At 52.5% G+C, this 16416-nt stretch carries 16 protein-coding genes; 7 read left to right on the top strand and 9 right to left on the bottom strand.

What is annotated here, in order from left to right:
* Positions 1-13 precede the first annotated feature (13 nt).
* The 4 genes from U6B65_11270 to U6B65_11255 all read left to right on the top strand — a co-directional run bounded on the left by U6B65_11270 (position 14) and on the right by U6B65_11255 (position 4256).
* Positions 14-1045, top strand: a complete 1032-nt coding sequence (locus U6B65_11270; protein WRS26903.1) for a M42 family metallopeptidase — start codon at positions 14-16, stop codon at positions 1043-1045.
* Complete coding sequence (locus tag U6B65_11265) at positions 1046-2071, top strand: M42 family peptidase (protein WRS26902.1); 1026 nt, start codon at positions 1046-1048, stop codon at positions 2069-2071.
* On the top strand, positions 2068-2859 hold the full coding sequence (locus tag U6B65_11260; protein ID WRS26901.1) for a GNAT family N-acetyltransferase: 792 nt from the start codon (positions 2068-2070) through the stop codon (positions 2857-2859). The genes U6B65_11265 and U6B65_11260 overlap by 4 nt, the downstream gene beginning before the upstream one ends.
* Before the next feature lie 134 nt (positions 2860-2993).
* Positions 2994-4256, top strand: coding sequence for a methionine gamma-lyase family protein (locus U6B65_11255; GenBank protein WRS26900.1), 1263 nt, complete (start codon positions 2994-2996; stop codon positions 4254-4256).
* Positions 4257-4349: 93 nt separating this feature from the next.
* On the opposite strand, the gene U6B65_11250 is transcribed toward U6B65_11255, so the two are convergent.
* The 6 genes from U6B65_11250 to U6B65_11225 all read right to left on the bottom strand — a co-directional run bounded on the left by U6B65_11250 (position 4350) and on the right by U6B65_11225 (position 11154).
* On the bottom strand, positions 4350-5477 hold the full coding sequence (locus U6B65_11250) for an FtsW/RodA/SpoVE family cell cycle protein (protein ID WRS26899.1): 1128 nt from the start codon (positions 5475-5477) through the stop codon (positions 4350-4352).
* Between the two features lie 77 nt (positions 5478-5554).
* The gene (prmC, locus tag U6B65_11245; protein ID WRS26898.1) at positions 5555-6409 is read right to left on the bottom strand and encodes a peptide chain release factor N(5)-glutamine methyltransferase; all 855 of its coding nucleotides are present in this window, start codon (positions 6407-6409) and stop codon (positions 5555-5557) included.
* The gene (locus U6B65_11240; GenBank protein WRS26897.1) at positions 6403-7335 is read right to left on the bottom strand and encodes a DUF1385 domain-containing protein; all 933 of its coding nucleotides are present in this window, start codon (positions 7333-7335) and stop codon (positions 6403-6405) included. The genes prmC and U6B65_11240 overlap by 7 nt, the downstream gene beginning before the upstream one ends.
* Positions 7336-7426: 91 nt before the next feature.
* Positions 7427-8866, bottom strand: coding sequence for a HAMP domain-containing sensor histidine kinase (locus tag U6B65_11235; protein ID WRS28946.1), 1440 nt, complete (start codon positions 8864-8866; stop codon positions 7427-7429).
* A gap of 220 nt (positions 8867-9086) precedes the next feature.
* Complete coding sequence (locus U6B65_11230) at positions 9087-9782, bottom strand: response regulator transcription factor (protein WRS26896.1); 696 nt, start codon at positions 9780-9782, stop codon at positions 9087-9089.
* A 58-nt stretch (positions 9783-9840) separates the two neighbouring features.
* Positions 9841-11154: a hypothetical protein gene (locus U6B65_11225; protein WRS26895.1), complete on the bottom strand. Its 1314-nt coding sequence runs from the start codon at positions 11152-11154 to the stop codon at positions 9841-9843.
* Between the two features lie 607 nt (positions 11155-11761).
* Between U6B65_11225 and U6B65_11220 the strand changes: the two genes are divergently transcribed.
* Together U6B65_11220 and U6B65_11215 are read left to right on the top strand one after the other, a co-directional pair.
* Positions 11762-13837, top strand: coding sequence for an elongation factor G (locus U6B65_11220; GenBank protein ID WRS26894.1), 2076 nt, complete (start codon positions 11762-11764; stop codon positions 13835-13837).
* Between the two features lie 546 nt (positions 13838-14383).
* A complete protein-coding gene (locus U6B65_11215) occupies positions 14384-14947 on the top strand; it encodes a YcxB family protein (protein ID WRS26893.1) in 564 nt (187 codons plus the stop codon).
* A gap of 67 nt (positions 14948-15014) precedes the next feature.
* On the opposite strand, the gene U6B65_11210 is transcribed toward U6B65_11215, so the two are convergent.
* Positions 15015-15365 (bottom strand): AraC family transcriptional regulator, encoded by a 351-nt coding sequence (locus tag U6B65_11210; protein ID WRS26892.1) that lies wholly within the window; start codon positions 15363-15365, stop codon positions 15015-15017.
* A gap of 183 nt (positions 15366-15548) precedes the next feature.
* Positions 15549-15707, bottom strand: a complete 159-nt coding sequence (locus U6B65_11205) for a hypothetical protein (GenBank protein WRS26891.1) — start codon at positions 15705-15707, stop codon at positions 15549-15551.
* Between the two features lie 85 nt (positions 15708-15792).
* Here U6B65_11205 and U6B65_11200 point away from each other — a divergent pair, with 85 nt between their 5' ends.
* Positions 15793-16020, top strand: coding sequence for a helix-turn-helix transcriptional regulator (locus U6B65_11200; protein ID WRS26890.1), 228 nt, complete (start codon positions 15793-15795; stop codon positions 16018-16020).
* A gap of 127 nt (positions 16021-16147) precedes the next feature.
* Here the strand turns inward: U6B65_11200 and acpP are convergent, their stop codons facing one another.
* Positions 16148-16378 (bottom strand): acyl carrier protein, encoded by a 231-nt coding sequence (gene acpP / locus U6B65_11195; GenBank protein ID WRS26889.1) that lies wholly within the window; start codon positions 16376-16378, stop codon positions 16148-16150.
* Positions 16379-16416: the final 38 nt, after the last annotated feature.

Below are 16416 nucleotides of genomic sequence, written 5' to 3'. Positions count from 1 at the left end.
GAGGACAAATAGAATGAATACCAAAGAAACCCTTTTGGCCTTTTCAGCGGTCTGCGGCGTTTCCGGCCGGGAAGAAGCCGCCGCCGCTTTTGGCCGCCGTCTGCTGGAGCCCTTCGGCAAGGTGGAGACTACCCCGCTGGGGAGCCTGATCTGCCGGGTGCGGGAGCCTGCCGCCGGGCAGCCTCATTTGATGCTGGATGCCCACATGGATGAAATCGGTCTTATTGTCACCTCCATACAGGAGGAGGGCTTTCTAAAGGTTGCAGGCTGCGGTGGTATCAACCGGCAGCTTTTGCTGGCCTCGCAGGTAACGGTGCACGCGGAAGGCGGCAATATCCCCGGTGTGGTCTGCTCGGTGCCGCCCCATCTCAGCGGCGACAGCGACAAGAAATTCCAGAAGGTGGAAGAAGTTTCGGTGGATATCGGCATGGATAAAGAGCAGGCCAAGGCTCTGGTTCAGCCGGGAGATCGCCTCACCTTTATCGCCCAATCCAAGGAGCTGCTGGGCAACTGTGTCAGCGGCAAGGCGCTGGATAACCGGGCAAGCTGTGTGGCACTGGCCAAGGCGCTGGAATATTTGCAGGATACCCCGCTGGAATGCGGCCTTACCGTGGTTTTCTCCACCATGGAGGAGGTGGGCGGCCAAGGCGCACAGACAGCCGCTTATATCGTAAGCCCTACCCACTCGATCGCAGTGGATGTTTCGTTTGCCCAAACCCCCGATTGCCCCAAGGAAAAATGCGGCCAGCTCAAGGGCGGGCCGATGATCGGCTTTTCTCCGATTTTATCCCACAAGCTTTCCAAGAAGCTGATTCGCCTCAGCGAGAAGCAAGGCATCCCTTATCAGACCGAGGTTATGGGCGGGCGCACCGGAACCAATGCAGATTCCATTGCCACCAGCCGGGGCGGCGTGGTGACCGGGCTTCTTTCCATCCCACAGAAATACATGCATTCCCCCATTGAGCTGGTTTCGGTGGAGGATGTGGAAAATACAGGCCGTTTGCTGGCAGCCTTTGCCGGTATACTGGGAAAGGAGGCCATCTAAATGGCAATGCTGGAAACGCTGAAAGCCCTCTGTGCTCTGCCGGGTGTATCGGGGAGCGAGCACCCTGTCCGGGAGGAAATCATCCGCCGCATTGACAGCACCTGCGACTGGCAGGTGGATGCCCTCGGCAATCTGCTAGCCCACAAAAAGGGGCAGCAAAAGCCCGCCAACACCCTTCTTTTCAGCGCCCATATGGACGAAGTAGGCTTTATCATCACCTTTGCAGAAGAGAGCGGCCTGCTCCGCTTTGCCACGGTAGGCGGCATCGACACCCGGGTGATCATCGGCAAGCCGGTGCTCATCGGTGAAAAGCAGGTTTACGGTGTGATCGGAGCCAAGGCAGTCCATTTGCAGGAGGAAGATGAAAAATCCAACCCGCCTAAGGCTGAGAAGCTCTATATCGATATTGGAGCCGCCACCAAGGAGGAGGCTCTCGCCCATGTATGCCCCGGAGACCGGGCCATTTTCGCCGCTCCCTTTGTGGCACTGGGCGGCGGAAAGGTCATGGGCCGTGCGCTGGATGACCGTGCGGGCTGTGCTCTGCTGCTGGAAATGATGGAACAGGAGCTTGCCTATGACTGCTGGTTCTCCTTCACTGTTCAGGAGGAAACCGGCTGTACCGGTGCCAAAGCCGCAGGCTATACCATTGCCCCTGACCGGGCGGTTGCGGTGGATACCACCACGGCCTCGGATATCCCCGGTGTTCCCCCTGAAAAGATTGTCTGCCGAGTGGGCAATGGCCCTGTCCTTTCCTTTATGGACAGAGGCACGGTTTATGATATGGAAATGTATCGCCTTTCCTGCAAGACCGCTGAGGGTCTGGGAATTCCCTACCAATCCAAGGAAGGGGTATTCGGCGGCAACGAATCCCGCTCTCTCCAAACGGCGGGAGCCGGAGCCAAGGTGCTGGGCGTCAGCCTGCCCTGCCGGTATCTCCACTCTCCCTCCAATCTGTTGCAGGTCAGCGATATGGAGCATACTCTGACCCTACTCCGTGCACTGGTAAAGGAGCTGGCCGATTCATGATTCGATTCTTCCTCCCCGGAGAGGGCATGGAGGCTCTGCTGGAAAAGGGCTGCTCCTTTGACCCGGCAGTGGGCTCCAAAATTCTCACACTTTTAAAGGCATATGGTGGAAACGGCCCTCTTTATAAAGCCTATGTGCTCCAAGGGGCTGATGGAACACCCACCGGGGCCTTGGGTATCTTTGAGGGGGGAGGCAACCTTTCTGCCGGCCCGGCACTGGATTACGACGAGCTGGCCGAGTTTGCTCAAATGTCCGGTCTGCGCTTCGTATTCGGCTCCCTGCACACGGCCTGTGCACTGGAAACCCGTATGGGAGGCGAGCTTTTCACTTCCCCCGCTATGGCTTATCGGGGCGGCATGACCGGTGCCAATACAAGGGGCATTGATTTTGCGCCTGCCCTGCGGGATGTTTACCGCATTATCCGGGATGCCAACCCCCACTTTGCCGAGCACAACCCCTTTGATCTGTGGCTATCCTACACCACCCGGCTTGTTCGCTCCGGGCAGGCGGTTTGCTGTACTCTCAATAAAGGGCATATCCCGGTGGCCACAGGCGGTATTTATTCAACAGGGGTAGGGGTGGGCGTGATTGCTTCCATCGCTACTCTGCCGGGCAGTCAAGGCAAGGGCTATGGGCGAATCATTACCCAATGTCTGGTGGATCGCCTGCTGGAAAGGGGCCTGACCCCTACCCTTTTCTGCCGGGAGGAAAGCCTCAGCACCTATTATGGCCGCATGGGCTTTGTGGAAACCGGGAATTGGGGCCACCAGCATTTTGAAAAGGCATAAGCTGGCGCTCTTGGATACATACGGCCAATCTTTCAGCCCGCTTTGCTGGATAAAAGAAGTGAGTAATGCCCACTGGTTGCGGAAAGCACAGAACTGGCCGCCTCAAAGGCAAATACAAAAGAAGGAACCTCAAAATGAAACAGGATTTTTTTAACATAGACCCCGCTCTGGAGGCTTTGGTCCAAAGGGTGGAACAGGAACAGCGGGAAAGCTTTGACCGCATCGATCGCATCGCCCAGTATAACAGCTGGAAGGTGCAAAAGGCTTTTTCCGACCACCGGGTCAGCGAAAGCCATTTTGCGGGAACCACCGGCTACGGCTACGGCGACCGGGGCCGGGATACGCTGGAAAAGGTTTTTGCCCAGCTCATGGGGGCGGAAGACAGCATCATCCGCCACAACTTTGTCTCCGGCACCAACGCCATTGCCACAGCCCTGTTTGGGGTTCTGCGTCCGGGGGATGTGATGCTTTCTCTCACCGGCAAGCCCTACGACACACTGGATGCAGTGCTCACCGGGGAAAATGTAGGCTCTCTCAAGGAGTTTGGCATCCACTACCGCCAGCTGGAGCTTCTGGAGGATGGTTCGGTGGATTTTGCCGCTATTCCTGAAGCTGTCAAGGGTGTAAAGATGGCCTATATCCAGCGTTCCCGGGGCTATACCCTGCGCCCTTCCCTCTTTGTGGAGGAAATTGAAAAGATTGCCAAGGCGGTCAAGGCGGCCAACCCGGCGGCCTTAGTGGTGGTGGATAACTGCTACGGCGAATTTGTCCAGACCATCGAACCGACTATGGTGGGGGCCGATCTGATGATGGGCTCTCTCATCAAAAACCCCGGAGGCGGCATCGCCCAGACCGGGGGCTATATTGCAGGCCGCCACGATTTGGTGGAGCTTTGCGCCCACCGCATGACCTCCCCCGGCGTGGGCCGGGAGGTGGGCTGCTCGCTGGGGGAAAGCAAGAATATGTACATGGGGCTGTTCTTTGCGCCTACCGTGGTGGCCTCCGCTTTGAAAACGGCGGTGCTGGCCGCCGGGATGATGCAGGCGCTGGGCTACCGGGTTCTGCCCGAAGCAGGCGAACCGAGAGCGGATATCATTCAAACCGTTGTGACCGGGTCACCCCAGGGCCTTTCGGCCTTTTGCCGGGGAATCCAGCTGGGTGCGCCCATTGATGCCTTTGTAACCCCTGAGGCTTGGGATATGCCCGGCTATGACAGCCCGGTGATTATGGCCGCTGGGGCCTTCCATATGGGGGCTTCTATCGAGCTTTCTGCCGATGGCCCCATGCGGGAGCCTTACGCCGCTTGGATGCAGGGGGGGCTGACCTATCCCTCCGGTAAAATCGGTGTGCTGCTGGCGGCACAGTCCATGCTGGAGGCAGGGCTGGCAAGCCTATAAACGGAATCTCCTATCGAGCAAAAAACCACGCTGCTTTTCATTGAAGCAGCGTGGTTTTTTATTTATAGACTTTCCTTTATCAAAGAAAGGTTATTACTCCGAGAACAGGCCGGTTCGTCGGCCGCAATAAACGCTGAGCACCAGTCCCAGCCCCAGATACAGAGTAACCACCGAGGTGCCGCCAGCAGAGAACAAGGGCAGGGTAACCCCAATCACCGGCAGCAGGCTCAGGCACATCCCCAAATTGATGATCATCTGCCCTAAAATCATAGCCGCCACACCTACGCAAATAAAGCGGCCTGTATCATCACTGGCAATGCTGCTGTTGTAAAGGATTTTCAGGCAAATAGCCGTGAGCAGAGCGATTACCCCAAGGCACCCGATAAAACCGGCGGATTCCCCAATGAAAGAAAAGATAAAATCGTTATAGATTTCTGGCACAGGCAAGTGCTTGCCTGCGAAAATACCGGTACCCTGCACACCGCCCGAGCCAAGAGACATCCGCCCCCGCAGCTGCTGATAAAGATAATCGGCGCTGGCCTGCTCCGGGTAAAGAACTGAAAGAACCCTCATTTTTTGATCCGGTTTCATTATTTTAAACCAGAAAACAGGTGCTATCACCGCCAGTGCCACCACTGCGCCCAAAATGTATCGATAGCCAATACCGGCCACAAACAACATAATGACAAATATAAACACGAAGATTAGGGCGGAACCATCATCCCCTTGCAAATGAATCAGCAGAATGTGGATTCCCCCATGGGCACAAAGAAGCAGCAAATTCAGCGGTTTGTTGAGCTGATCCTTCACCTTAGCCAAATGCATGGAAAAGGTGGTGATGAACGAGATCTTTAACAGCTCTGAAGGCTGGAGAGAAACCTCTCTGCCTCCACCAATGGGAATCATCAGCCATGCCTGATTATCCCCACGGACTGTACCCACAAGAGCTGTCAGCAGAATCAGAAACAAGCAAAGGGGCAAATAAAGCTTCCACAGCTTGAGCAGCAGGTGATAATCCAACTTAGAAATCACTATAGCCGCTGTAAGACCCAGCAGAATCCCGGCACCCTGTGTGACCAGTGTGGAGGAACTCACCATATTGGAATTATAGATCCCCGCTAAAAACAGCATGGATAAGCCGGAGGCCGTTACCCAAAAGAACAAAAGCCACCGGTCTGTTATTCGAAAATAGGAGCCAACGGCTCGCAGCGCTTTTTTCATTCCTTGCTTTCCCCACCTGTGTATGAAGCACCGTTCATACCGATTTTTTCAGCCTCCTGCTTTTTCAACGCCCCAACTCATGCGGGGCGAAAGCCCCAAACCACACGCTGGATGCCGCCCAGATCACGGGCGAACCCAATGTTGCAGTAATCATGCCCCAGCAAGATTTCTTCCACCAGCTCGGCCTGCCCGATGCCAATCTCCACACAAAGGGCCCCGCCGGGGCGGAGCTGATCCCAATAGCCGCAGGCAATGCAGTTGTAAAAATCAAGCCCGGTCTCGCCGCCATCCAAGGCCATAAGAGGCTCCTTGCGAACCTCCTTTTGCAGCCCCGCTATATCCTCACTGGGGATATAGGGCGGGTTTGCCACCACCAAATCCAAAGGAACGGGGTGCCGGTATTCCCGCAGATCCATCAGCACCGGGGTGCAGCAGCCCTGCCCGTGGCGGGTCAGGTTCTTTTGCAAATATACCATAGCCTCCACCGAGCTTTCCACCGCTGTGATCTTAGGCGAAGGCAAAAGGTTGGCCAGAGCTGCCGCCACACAGCCGCTGCCGCTGCAAAGATCCACAATTTCCGGCGTAGGCAGCTCCTCCACCAGCGAGGCGGCGGTTTCCACCAGAACCTCGGTATCCGGGCGGGGAATCAGCACCCCCGGGCCTACCGAAAAGGTCAGGCCATAAAAATCCCATTCCCCTAAAAGATATTGGAGAGGCTCCCCCATGGCACGCTTGCCGCAAAGCTCCAAAAAGCGCTCTGTCTGTGCAGGCGGAGCAAGCTCCCGGCCGATGTGGGGCAAATCGTGGCGGCGCTTGCCGAAGCAGGCGTAAAAAAGCTGGTCTGTCTCAAACAAATAGGATTGGCAGCCCCCGGAGGCCAAAAGCACCTGCCCCTGACGGTAAAGGCTGTGATAGCTGGCAGGCTCTACCATCGGTCACTGCCCTCCTCTTTGGGAAGAACAGGGAGAACAGAGGCAATGGCTACCTCAAGCTGGCTGTCATCCGGCTCGTTGGTGGTCAGGCGCTGGAGCCACAGGCCGGGAGCGGAAATAGCCCGGGTAAAGGGATTATCGTGCCGCCCGGCAAATTTGATAATTTCGTAGGAAATGCCCACCACCACTGGCAAAAGCAGCAGCTTGAGCAAAATACGCATAGCGATGCTGCTCCAAGTGACCACCGAAAAGAGCAGGATGGAAATAACCATAACAATCAGCAAAAAGCTGGTTCCGCAGCGGGGATGAAAACGGGTCTGCACACGGGCGTTTTCCACGGTCAGCTCAAGGCCCGCCTCGTAGCAGGCAATGGTTTTATGTTCGGCTCCATGATACTGAAACACACGGTAAATATCCGGCATTTTGCTCACCACCGCCAGATAAGTAAGGAAAAGCGCGATCTTGATAATACCCTCTACAAGGGAGCGGGTGAAGGGCGTTGGCAAAAAGGCTCTGAACAGGCCGGTGATCACCGCCGGGAGCACCATAAACAGCCCGATGGCAAGAGCACCGCCCAGAATCAAGGCAAACACGGCCACAATGTTGTTGATGCTGGTGCCAAACACCTTGGAAAGCCAAGTCTCGAACTTGCTGGGCTCTTCCTCCTCCATACCGGATTTGGAAGCGGATTTCATCAGGCAGTTGTAGCCAAAAATCAAGGAATCGATCATGTTAAAGCCGCCCCGGATAAAGGGAGCCTTTTTATACCATTTCTGGCCGGTCTGATTAGGTGTGACCTCCACATCGATTTCGCCGTCAGGCAGGCGCACTGCCATAGCGGAGGCCTCTGGGCCACGCATCATCACCCCTTCTATGAGGGCCTGCCCCCCAATGGAGGTTTTAAACGGACTGTTTTGTTGTTTCATTCCATTCCTCTATTCTGCTTCGCCCGCCGCCGGGTGATTGCTGGTTTGCCGCCATAAAGCGGGTTTGATACAGTTTGAAAGTCAATTTGAATTATCCCTGCTGTTGTGTATCGTCAATCTGCGCAATTTCATCGGATCGGTCGTAAAGAGGCAGGGTAATTCGCACCCTTGTGCCCTCGCCATACCGGGAGGCAATATCCAGTGTGCCACCGTGGCGGGTTACAATCTCATCCGCCACCGCAAGGCCAATACCGGAGCCTCGCCGGGTAAAGTTCCCTTTGTAAAACTTGGTTTTCACTTTTTCCAAATCCTCGGGCTTTATGCCAAGGCCGGTATCGGCCACCACAACGGTCACCGTTTTGGGTGTACGGTTCACCGTAATGCTGACACTGTCGCCGGGATCGGAATATTTTACGGCATTGTCTATAACATTGATGAACACCTGCCGCAGGCGGTTTTTATCGCCATACACCAGAATGATTTCTTCCAAATCCTGAAAATTCAGGCTGATGCCCTCACGCTGGGCCCTCTGGGTATACATGAGCACTGCTTCTTCCAGCTCGGCGGCCAAATCAATCTTGGCCAAAATCAGCTTGAGGCGGCCACTGGCCATACGGGAGAAATCCAGCAGCTCCTCCACCATGGAGGAAAGGCGGGAGGTTTCCCCAATAATAATGCCCATCCCTTTGGTGAGAGTGTCTTTATCCTGCCCGCCATCGCTGAGAATGGTCTCCGCCCAGCCCTGTATAGCAGTCAGCGGGGTTCGCAGCTCATGGGAGACTGAAGAAATAAACTCGTTTTTTATTTTTTCGGAATTATCCAGCTCCTCGGCCATATAGTTGATAATGTCGCAAAGCTCGCCGATCTCATCGTTGGTTTTCTTTTTCAGCCTTGCGGCGAAATCCCCTTGGGCGATGCGCCGGGCCGTGTTGCCGATCTCACCCACCGGGTTCACGATGGAGTTGATAAAATAAGAGCTTGAAAACACCACCAGCAGAATAACCGATACACCCAGCGCCGCAACCCCGCCTGTGAGCATGGCAATCTGGCGGTCAACCGCCGAAAGAGCCACCACAAACCGCAGGGCATACCGCTGGGGAACGCTTTCCTCTGAGAAAAAGGTCATGGCCATAACCCGCTGGCCGCTGATGGTTCCCACATAGCGCCCCACCCGGTCGGGGCTGGAAAGAGCGGAGTAATAATCGGGCAGAAAGGATTTTTCATCCGGCTCAAAGCCGCTGGAAGTAACAAAGATGTTGCCCTCCGAATCCAGCGCCATCATTTCCATTTCCGCCTTATCGGCAAAGCCGGAAACATAGCTCTGAATCTGGGTGACAAACCCGGTGGAGGAATCCTCCGAATAGCTCATAAAGATAGACTGGGCCACATTGGAGCGAGAAACAATGGCCTGCCGCACATAGTCGTAATAGTAGGTGTAAATCACATACCCGGAGACAGCCACCACAGCCAGAATAATCACAATGATTACACCAAAATTGTTGAGAAGCCACCGCTTGGTTATTCTTTTCACAGCCAAGGCCTGCGGCCTCCCTTCTTGAAACGCCCAGCACCACATTCTTTTTAAAGAAGCGGCGCTGTGCAAACGTCCTTGTTTTCGTAATTCTTCGCAGGCAAATTCATTTAGCCCAAGATTCCCTTAACCCACCCCTGAAAACAGAGGCGAAACCGGGGGCTTATGGGGGTATTGGATACCCCCATAAAGACAAACACTTCTTGGGTTTGCCGGGTCTTTAGTCAACCCATTTGTAGCCAAAGCCCCAGATGGTCAGGATATGCCGGGGGCTGGAAGGGTCATCTTCGATTTTCATACGCAGGCGGCGGATGTTCACATCCACGATCTTCACATCACCGAAATAGTTCTCCCCCCACACATGGCTAAGGATGGAGGAGCGCTCCAGCGCCTCGTTGGGGTGACCCATGAAATACTCCATGATCTGGAACTCCACCTGTGTCAGGTCGATGGGCTTGTTGCGCTTGGTGAGAGAGCGGCTTTTAAGATTCAGGCGAAAATCCCCCGAAACAATCTGCGCCACCGGTTCATCCCCGTTTTTAGCCATGGAAACCCGCCGGTAAACCGCATCCACTCGAGCCACCAGCTCGGTGGGGCTAAAGGGCTTGGTGATATAATCATCGGCGCCTTGCATCAGGCCGCTGACCTTATCCATTTCCTGTGTTTTGGCAGAAAGCATGATGATGCCGATAAAGGAGGAAAACTTCCGCAACTCACGGCAAACCTCAAAGCCATCAATACCCGGCATCATAATATCCAGCAGAGCCACATCAAAGTCGCCGTTGCAGCCGAAGAAAACCTCAAGGGCCTCCTCTCCGTTGGCTACATCCACCACCTCATAGCCTACACGCTTGAGATTGATGACCACAAAATCACGGATGACATCCTCATCCTCCACCACCAGTATTCTTTTCATGCTGACACCTCATTTCATCAGTTCCGGTTTATTCAGGCTAGAAAGGACGCCTCGGGGATTAAAGGAGCAGGAACATTTGCCGAATTTCCTCTTTTGTTTTCACAGCCGGGTCGCTCCCCTCATAGGGGGGGATATAGCCCCAGTAGTTGAAAAAGCCTTTGGTTCCAAGCAGAAAATACTCTTCTTGAACAAACTTATCCTGCACATCCTTGGAGGAATAAACCCGGATGCGAAGCAGCTCCCGGCGAATATCCCCCGTTTCCGGGTCGGTCTGGTAGATACGGCTCTCCTTGTTAACAGCCTGCCGCTGTATTGTCACCGCTTCCACCCATTCCTCCGGGAGAAAGAGGGCATAGCCTGCATCCTCATTGAGTGCCAAGGTATAGGCGGGAGCCAATTTCCCACCAGCCAGCTTCATATAGCGAAGAATTTTTGGGCTGTAATCCTCCGACGAGGATACCCCAGCTTGGGCGAAAGGCATCGGTATTTCCATAACTCCGTTTTGGTCGAAATCCCGGCAGATCTCCTCCCGATCCCGGAAGGTCTGGGCGTAAAGATCCCATGTTTCGTTACTGTCGGCAGCGATAGGCTCCAGAGCCTGCGCCGAAATGCGAAAAATCTCAGTGGCCGAAATTGTGCCTGTAAAGGATTCATCAATATACAGCCCCATAGCCCCATCCGGCAGGCGGCCGGTGGAAAGGGCCAAAATATCGGTGGTATCGCTGCTCAAATCCACCAAGCCCGCCTCACTGATCCGCCCGGAGACATACCGAAGCAGAGTAGCAGAATAAGGATCGGGGCCGGAATTCTTGCCCACCAGCACAATCTGCTCAAGGCCTCCCGGCAAAAAGCTGCCGATGGTATGGAACTGATAGGGATAGTTTTTTTCCTCCTGCAGCCCCTCTTCTTCAAAGGTATAGACCGACAGAGACTTGGCTTTCTGGCGGCCGTTTTTCCAACCGATCACCATGTTGTAGGAATTCTGAGAAGAAAGCCGGGCAAACCGAAGAAAATCCACTGTATCACCGGCTCCGGCAAAATCATACACCGAGCCCCAGGTGCCCTCTTTGCTGCTGAGCACCTTGACCCGGATATCCGAGGGTTCGCTGAGCAGCGCATAAAAGACAATGGCCTCCTGGGAGCCATCTCCATCCAAATCGAAAAACACAAAGGAGGAATGGTATTCACCGGATTCCGGGTATTTATAAACAATGTTTTTGGTATCCAGTGTCTGCTCCAGCGCTTCATAAACGCTGGCCTGTTTTTGGTTCAGCTTGGGGGCTTGAAGCAGCTCTTGGGTATCCAGAAGAACACCGCTGCAGGAGGTTGCCAGAAGCATCACCAGCAGCAGGCCTAAAAGCTTTGGGTACACCCGGGCTTCCCTCCTCTCTGAGGTCATTTGCAAAGAGTGTTCTCCTCCCCATTTTAAAGGGAAAGCTCCACCCTGTTAATAGTAAAACAAAACACAGTGCATGTCAATTCTTCCACCCGTGAAAGATGCCCCAGCCTATTATTTTCTTTGGCCTTTTGCAAAAGAGGTGTTGCCTTTCGCCAGAGAAAAAACGGTCCCCTTTGCTCAATAAATTTCCACACGCTTTTTCCCAAGAGTTGAAAGCTGTTTATATTATACCAAACAAAAGTTGACCATTTCGACATGTTTTTGTGAAGAAACCTTCACTTTTGTTTAAATTTCACAACCATGCAGATGGTAATTCTACAGCTCAGGGGCTTATAGTCTCTCAAATTTACATAATATTGGCTTGTTTCTATTTGGATATATGTTATAATTTATATTGATATATTTTTTTATGCTTGTGGCATATGAACAATATTACCCTTTTGCGCTTATGGATATACAGGATGTGGAAAATCCTTCCGGCTCAAAAGAAAAATGTTCTTAAAGCATGGCATAGGGAAATAAAAGTTCATTAAAATATCCCCGACTCCCCCATGGGAAAATTGAAAGGAGATCACCAGGTATGAGACAGTATTTAGCGGGTAAAATCCGAAACGTTGCGTTGGCGGGCCACGGAGGAAGCGGTAAGACATCGCTGGCCGAGGCCCTTCTGTTCAAGGCGGGCGAGCTGGATCGCCTGGGAAAAATCGCAGACGGCAACACCACCTTTGATTTTGATCCGGAGGAAATTAAGCGTCAGGTTTCCATTTCATCCTCGATGTATCCTTTCACATGGGGAAGCGTGAAAATAAATCTGCTGGATACCCCCGGCCTTTTTGATTTTGCCGGCGGCATGTATGAAGGTGTTCGGGCAGTGGAAAGCGTGATTATCACGGTTTCCGGTAAATCCGGTGTGGCAGTGGGCACCGAAAAGGCTTATCGTCTGGCTGTGGATATGGGCAAGGCCCGCATGTTTTATGTAACCAAGCTGGATGCCGAGCACAGCAACTTCTATAAAACATTGGAGGGCCTCAAGGCCGCTTTCGGGCCTTCGGTCTGCCCGCTGGTGGTTCCCTACGAAAAGGACGGCACAGTGGAGGCCTATATCAATCTGGTGGAAAACAAGTGCTACCGCTACGATGAAAAGGGCGAGCCCCACGAAATCCCCATGCCGGATTTTGGCCACCGTCTGGAAGGCCTGACCTCCGCTATTTCCGAGGCAGTTGCCGAGACCGATGAATCTCTCTTTGAAAAGTATTTTTCCGGCGAGCCCTTCACCCGGGATGAAATCATTGCCGGTATCCACAACGGGGTAAAGCACGGCTCCATCACCCCGGTTCTGTGCGGCTCCGGCACCACTCTGGCCGGTATTGATATGCTATTAGATTCCATTGTGGATCATCTCCCCTCCGCATGGGAAAGTGCTTCTGAGACCGCCATAGATGAAGGCGGCAAGCCTGTGGAGATTGAGTGCACCGACGAAGCACCCCTTTCCGCTTATGTGTTTAAAACAGTGGCTGACCCCTTTGTGGGCAAGCTGTCGTATATCAAGGTGGTTTCCGGCAAGCTTTCCGCCGGCACCGCACCCATCAATGCCCGCACCGGCCAGCCGGAGCGTCTGGGTAAGCTGATTTATCTCAAGGGCAAAAAGCAGGAGGAGACCTCCTTTATCACAGCAGGTGACATGGGCGCTGTAACCAAGCTTTCGGACACCATTACCGGGGATACCCTCTGCGATACCACCCGGGTGGTCAGCTTTGCACCGGTCAAATTCCCGGGGGCTACCCTTTCTATGGCGGTTAAGGTGCTGAAAAAAGGCGATGAAGGCAAAATCGCTCAGGGCATGGCCCGCCTGATGGAAGAAGACCCCACTATCCTGTTTGAGCAGAATGCGGAAACACGCCAGCAGGTGATCACCGGCCTTGGTGAACAGCATTTGGATGCCATTGTATCCAAGATGCGCAGCAAATTCGGGGTAGACTTCCAGCTTGTACAGCCTCGTGTGCCTTATCGTGAGACCATCCGCAAGAAGGTTAAGGTGGAAGGCAAGCACAAGAAGCAAACCGGCGGCCACGGCCAGTTTGGGCATGTTTGGATTGAATTTGAGCCCTGTGACGGCGAAGGCCTGACTTTTGAAGAAAATGTATTCGGCGGCTCGGTTCCCCGCAACTTCTTCCCGGCGGTGGAAAAAGGCTTGCAGGATTGCATCAAAAAAGGCATGATCGCCGGCTACCCTGTGGTGGGCCTCAAGGCCACTCTGCTGGATGGCTCCTACCACCCGGTGGATTCCTCCGAAATGGCCTTTAAAATGGCCGCTTCTTTGGCTTACAGAGCGGGTATTCCCCAGGCCTCTCCCGTTATACTGGAACCCATTGGGAATCTTAAGGTTTATGTGCCGGATTCCGCTACCGGTGATATTATGGGCGATCTGAACAAGCGCCGTGGGCGGGTGCTGGGAATGCATCCCACCGACGATGGCTTGCAGGAAATCGAGGGCGAGGTTCCTATGAGCGAAATGTACGATTTCACCACTGTGCTTCGTTCCATCACACAGGGCCGTGGCTTCTTTACCCTTCAGTTTGAGCGCTATGAACAGCTCCCCGCCAATCTGGAAGAAAATGTGATCGAGGAAGCCAAAAAGCTGTTTGAAGATGAATAACAACCTTTCTTTTTAAAAAAGAAAAAAGGTTGCAAAAAAAAATCGATGTAGGTTTAGTTCCCCCCCTTCCTTCAAGGCATATCTCTGCCTGATGTAAGGGGGGCTTTTTTCTTCGATACCTTTCTTTTTGAGGCTTCGCCTCTTTCGTCCGAGGGACTTCGTCACTTTCTTCGAGCTTAGGCTGATTAAAATCATTCCCTTTGCACACAATGGCAGAACCAAGGGTAAAAAAAGCTACCCCTTTTCCCTGCCGGAGGCTGGAGGGGGTTCATGGGGGAACTAGTTCCCCCATGAGGCGCTTTGTGGCTTGAGCTTGCGAATGACACCTGCGCATTTTCCGCAGAAAATGCAAGCGCCTAAAAGTATGTGCCAGCCGCACGGCATGAGTGCGGAAGTCAAAAAAATCAATTTTGCAAAGCCTTGCGCACTTATACCCTAACGCTTCGCTTTTATGGTATAATAGTCGCAAAGCGCTTATTATACGTCCTATTCTTATGCCCGGCCTACGGCCACGGGCAAAAGCAGATAGTAAAGGAGCACACACCTATGACCTTCCATTACCGCAACAGCTACGAGGATTTTATACAGTTTAATCTTTACAACTCCGACCATTCCGATTCCATGCAGGCTTATATCCGCATTGTGCAGTTTGGGATGGCAATCGTCTTTCTGGTTTTTTACTACCTTAGCTCCATGATCATAACCACGATACCTGCTGTTGCGTGGCTCATTTTTTATCTGGTTGTTACCGTTTTGTGGATTGTTTTTTATCCCACTCTGCGCCGCAAAAGCACCGTGCGCCGCCTGAAAAAGATTATTGCCGCCGGGCACCTGAAGGGCTTTGAGGGGGAGCGCTCCATTTCTTTTCAGGAAGAGGGCCTTGTAGCCACAGGGGGCGAAAAGGGCGAAGCCCGTCTGAAATACAGCGGCGTGACCCGCATTGGCACGCAGGAAGGCTCTGTCTATATTTTTGTGGGCAATAAAAACGCTTTTATCCTGCCCGCCGGTGCCTTCACTGCCGAGGAAGAACGTCAGGCTCTTTTGGATTTGCTCAAAAGCCGCACCAAAGCTGAATTCATCTCAGAGAAAGCCTCTTTCTTGGGGATTTAGAGCGCAAAAAAAGCGTCCCTTTCCTTGCATGAAGGAATAAAGGACGCTTGCTTTTTATCTTTGCAAATCAGCCGGCCAGAGCCGCTCCGTGAATATTGCGGTACTGCACGGGAGTCATGCCGGTGTAGCGTTTAAAGAGAATATTAAAATAGTTTTGGCTGTTAAAGCCTGCCTCCATGGAGATTTCCAGCATGGAGCGGCCATAGCCCATCAGCAGCTTTTTGCTGTGGTCAATTTTGATCTGGTTGAGATAATCAGTGAAATTCTGGCCTGTTTCCTCCTTAAAAAGCTTGCAGAGGTAACATTTGTTTACCCCAAGAGCCTGCGCCGCTGTGGTCAGCGTGATGGGACGGTTGTGGTATTCATTGATATACAACAGTGCTTTGCGCACATGGTATGTATAACTGTTTTGCTCCATGAAAATTCTCCTTTCGGTGAAGAGTTGAGGGACAAGACTTGTTAGCCTAAATTAACATCTTAACTATACCGGGAAATGAAATCTTTGTCAAGCCCTCTTTCTTTCTTTTTGAAAAAAAGAAAGAAAGCAAAGAAAAACCGCTTATAGTTTAGCAAAAATGCCCTGCCGCCAGATTCCCCACAACTATTCTCTTGTCTTGGGAAAAGGTTTTATTATCGTACTCTTTGCATAATCTTCATCCAAGAATATTTTTTCTGCATTTTGCTGTGCTTCCTGCAAAATGCATATGGCATCTGTTAAGCTGTTAAAAAGCTGGAAATACATCTTTTGATAGTCTGGCATAAAATCACCCCTCAAGAATCTATATTATGACAAATTGGCATAATAGTCAATATGTCATAATGTCATAATTATAGGGGTGATTATCATGAATCGTATAAAAGAGCTGCGGCTTGGGCTAAAGCTAACCCAAACCGCTGTACAGATGAAAACCGGTATCGACCAAACCCTGCTCTCCAAATACGAAACGGGGGAACGGGTTCCCACTGTGGATAACCTGATGCTTCTTGCCGCCTTCTATGGGACCAGCATGGATTATATTATGGGCCTTACCGATGAAACCCGGCCCTATCCCAGACAGCATAACCCTAACTAAAACGCACATAAAAGGCCGGAGAACAAGGAGGAATATTCCTCCCTATTCTCCGGCTTAACACATTTCCAGCTAAGTATAAATCCCAGTGGGGCCACAAAGCCCGCCTGGGATAATTTTGCAGGAAGTATTACTCTTCGCCTTGCTCAAGATACCGGACGATGTCTCCGACCGTTTTGAGACCTTCGATTTCTTCATCGGGGATCTCCGTGTCGAACTCTTCTTCCAGGCTCATAATCAAATCCACAACATCCAGAGAATCCGCACCCAGGTCATCCAAAATAGAGCTTTCCATGGTGACTGCGTCTTCATCAACATCCAATTGATCTACCAGAGTCGCTCTCACTTTTTCAAAAATCATCTGCTGGCACCTCCTTGCCTATAAACTATGTTTTAATG

It is taken from the genome of Oscillospiraceae bacterium MB08-C2-2 (assembly GCA_035621215.1).
Taxonomy (GTDB): Bacteria; Bacillota; Clostridia; order Oscillospirales; family Ruminococcaceae; genus WRAV01.
The sequence above is the reverse complement of the archived record's forward strand: the minus strand, read 5'-3'. Positions and strand labels throughout refer to the sequence as shown.

Bases quoted from the DNA above. Each gene is read 5' to 3' on its own strand.
- U6B65_11270 (WRS26903.1), top strand. From the start codon at position 14: ATGAATACCAAAGAAACCCTTTTGGCCTTTTCAGCGGTCTGCGGCGTT.
- U6B65_11265 (WRS26902.1), top strand. From the start codon at position 1,046: ATGGCAATGCTGGAAACGCTGAAAGCCCTCTGTGCTCTGCCGGGTGTA.
- U6B65_11260 (WRS26901.1), top strand. From the start codon at position 2,068: ATGATTCGATTCTTCCTCCCCGGAGAGGGCATGGAGGCTCTGCTGGAA.
- U6B65_11255 (WRS26900.1), top strand. From the start codon at position 2,994: ATGAAACAGGATTTTTTTAACATAGACCCCGCTCTGGAGGCTTTGGTC.
- U6B65_11250 (WRS26899.1), bottom strand. From the start codon at position 5,477: ATGAAAAAAGCGCTGCGAGCCGTTGGCTCCTATTTTCGAATAACAGAC.
- prmC (WRS26898.1), bottom strand. From the start codon at position 6,409: ATGGTAGAGCCTGCCAGCTATCACAGCCTTTACCGTCAGGGGCAGGTG.
- U6B65_11240 (WRS26897.1), bottom strand. From the start codon at position 7,335: ATGAAACAACAAAACAGTCCGTTTAAAACCTCCATTGGGGGGCAGGCC.
- U6B65_11230 (WRS26896.1), bottom strand. From the start codon at position 9,782: ATGAAAAGAATACTGGTGGTGGAGGATGAGGATGTCATCCGTGATTTT.
- U6B65_11220 (WRS26894.1), top strand. From the start codon at position 11,762: ATGAGACAGTATTTAGCGGGTAAAATCCGAAACGTTGCGTTGGCGGGC.
- U6B65_11215 (WRS26893.1), top strand. From the start codon at position 14,384: ATGACCTTCCATTACCGCAACAGCTACGAGGATTTTATACAGTTTAAT.
- U6B65_11210 (WRS26892.1), bottom strand. From the start codon at position 15,365: ATGGAGCAAAACAGTTATACATACCATGTGCGCAAAGCACTGTTGTAT.
- U6B65_11205 (WRS26891.1), bottom strand. From the start codon at position 15,707: ATGCCAGACTATCAAAAGATGTATTTCCAGCTTTTTAACAGCTTAACA.
- U6B65_11200 (WRS26890.1), top strand. From the start codon at position 15,793: ATGAATCGTATAAAAGAGCTGCGGCTTGGGCTAAAGCTAACCCAAACC.
- acpP (WRS26889.1), bottom strand. From the start codon at position 16,378: ATGATTTTTGAAAAAGTGAGAGCGACTCTGGTAGATCAATTGGATGTT.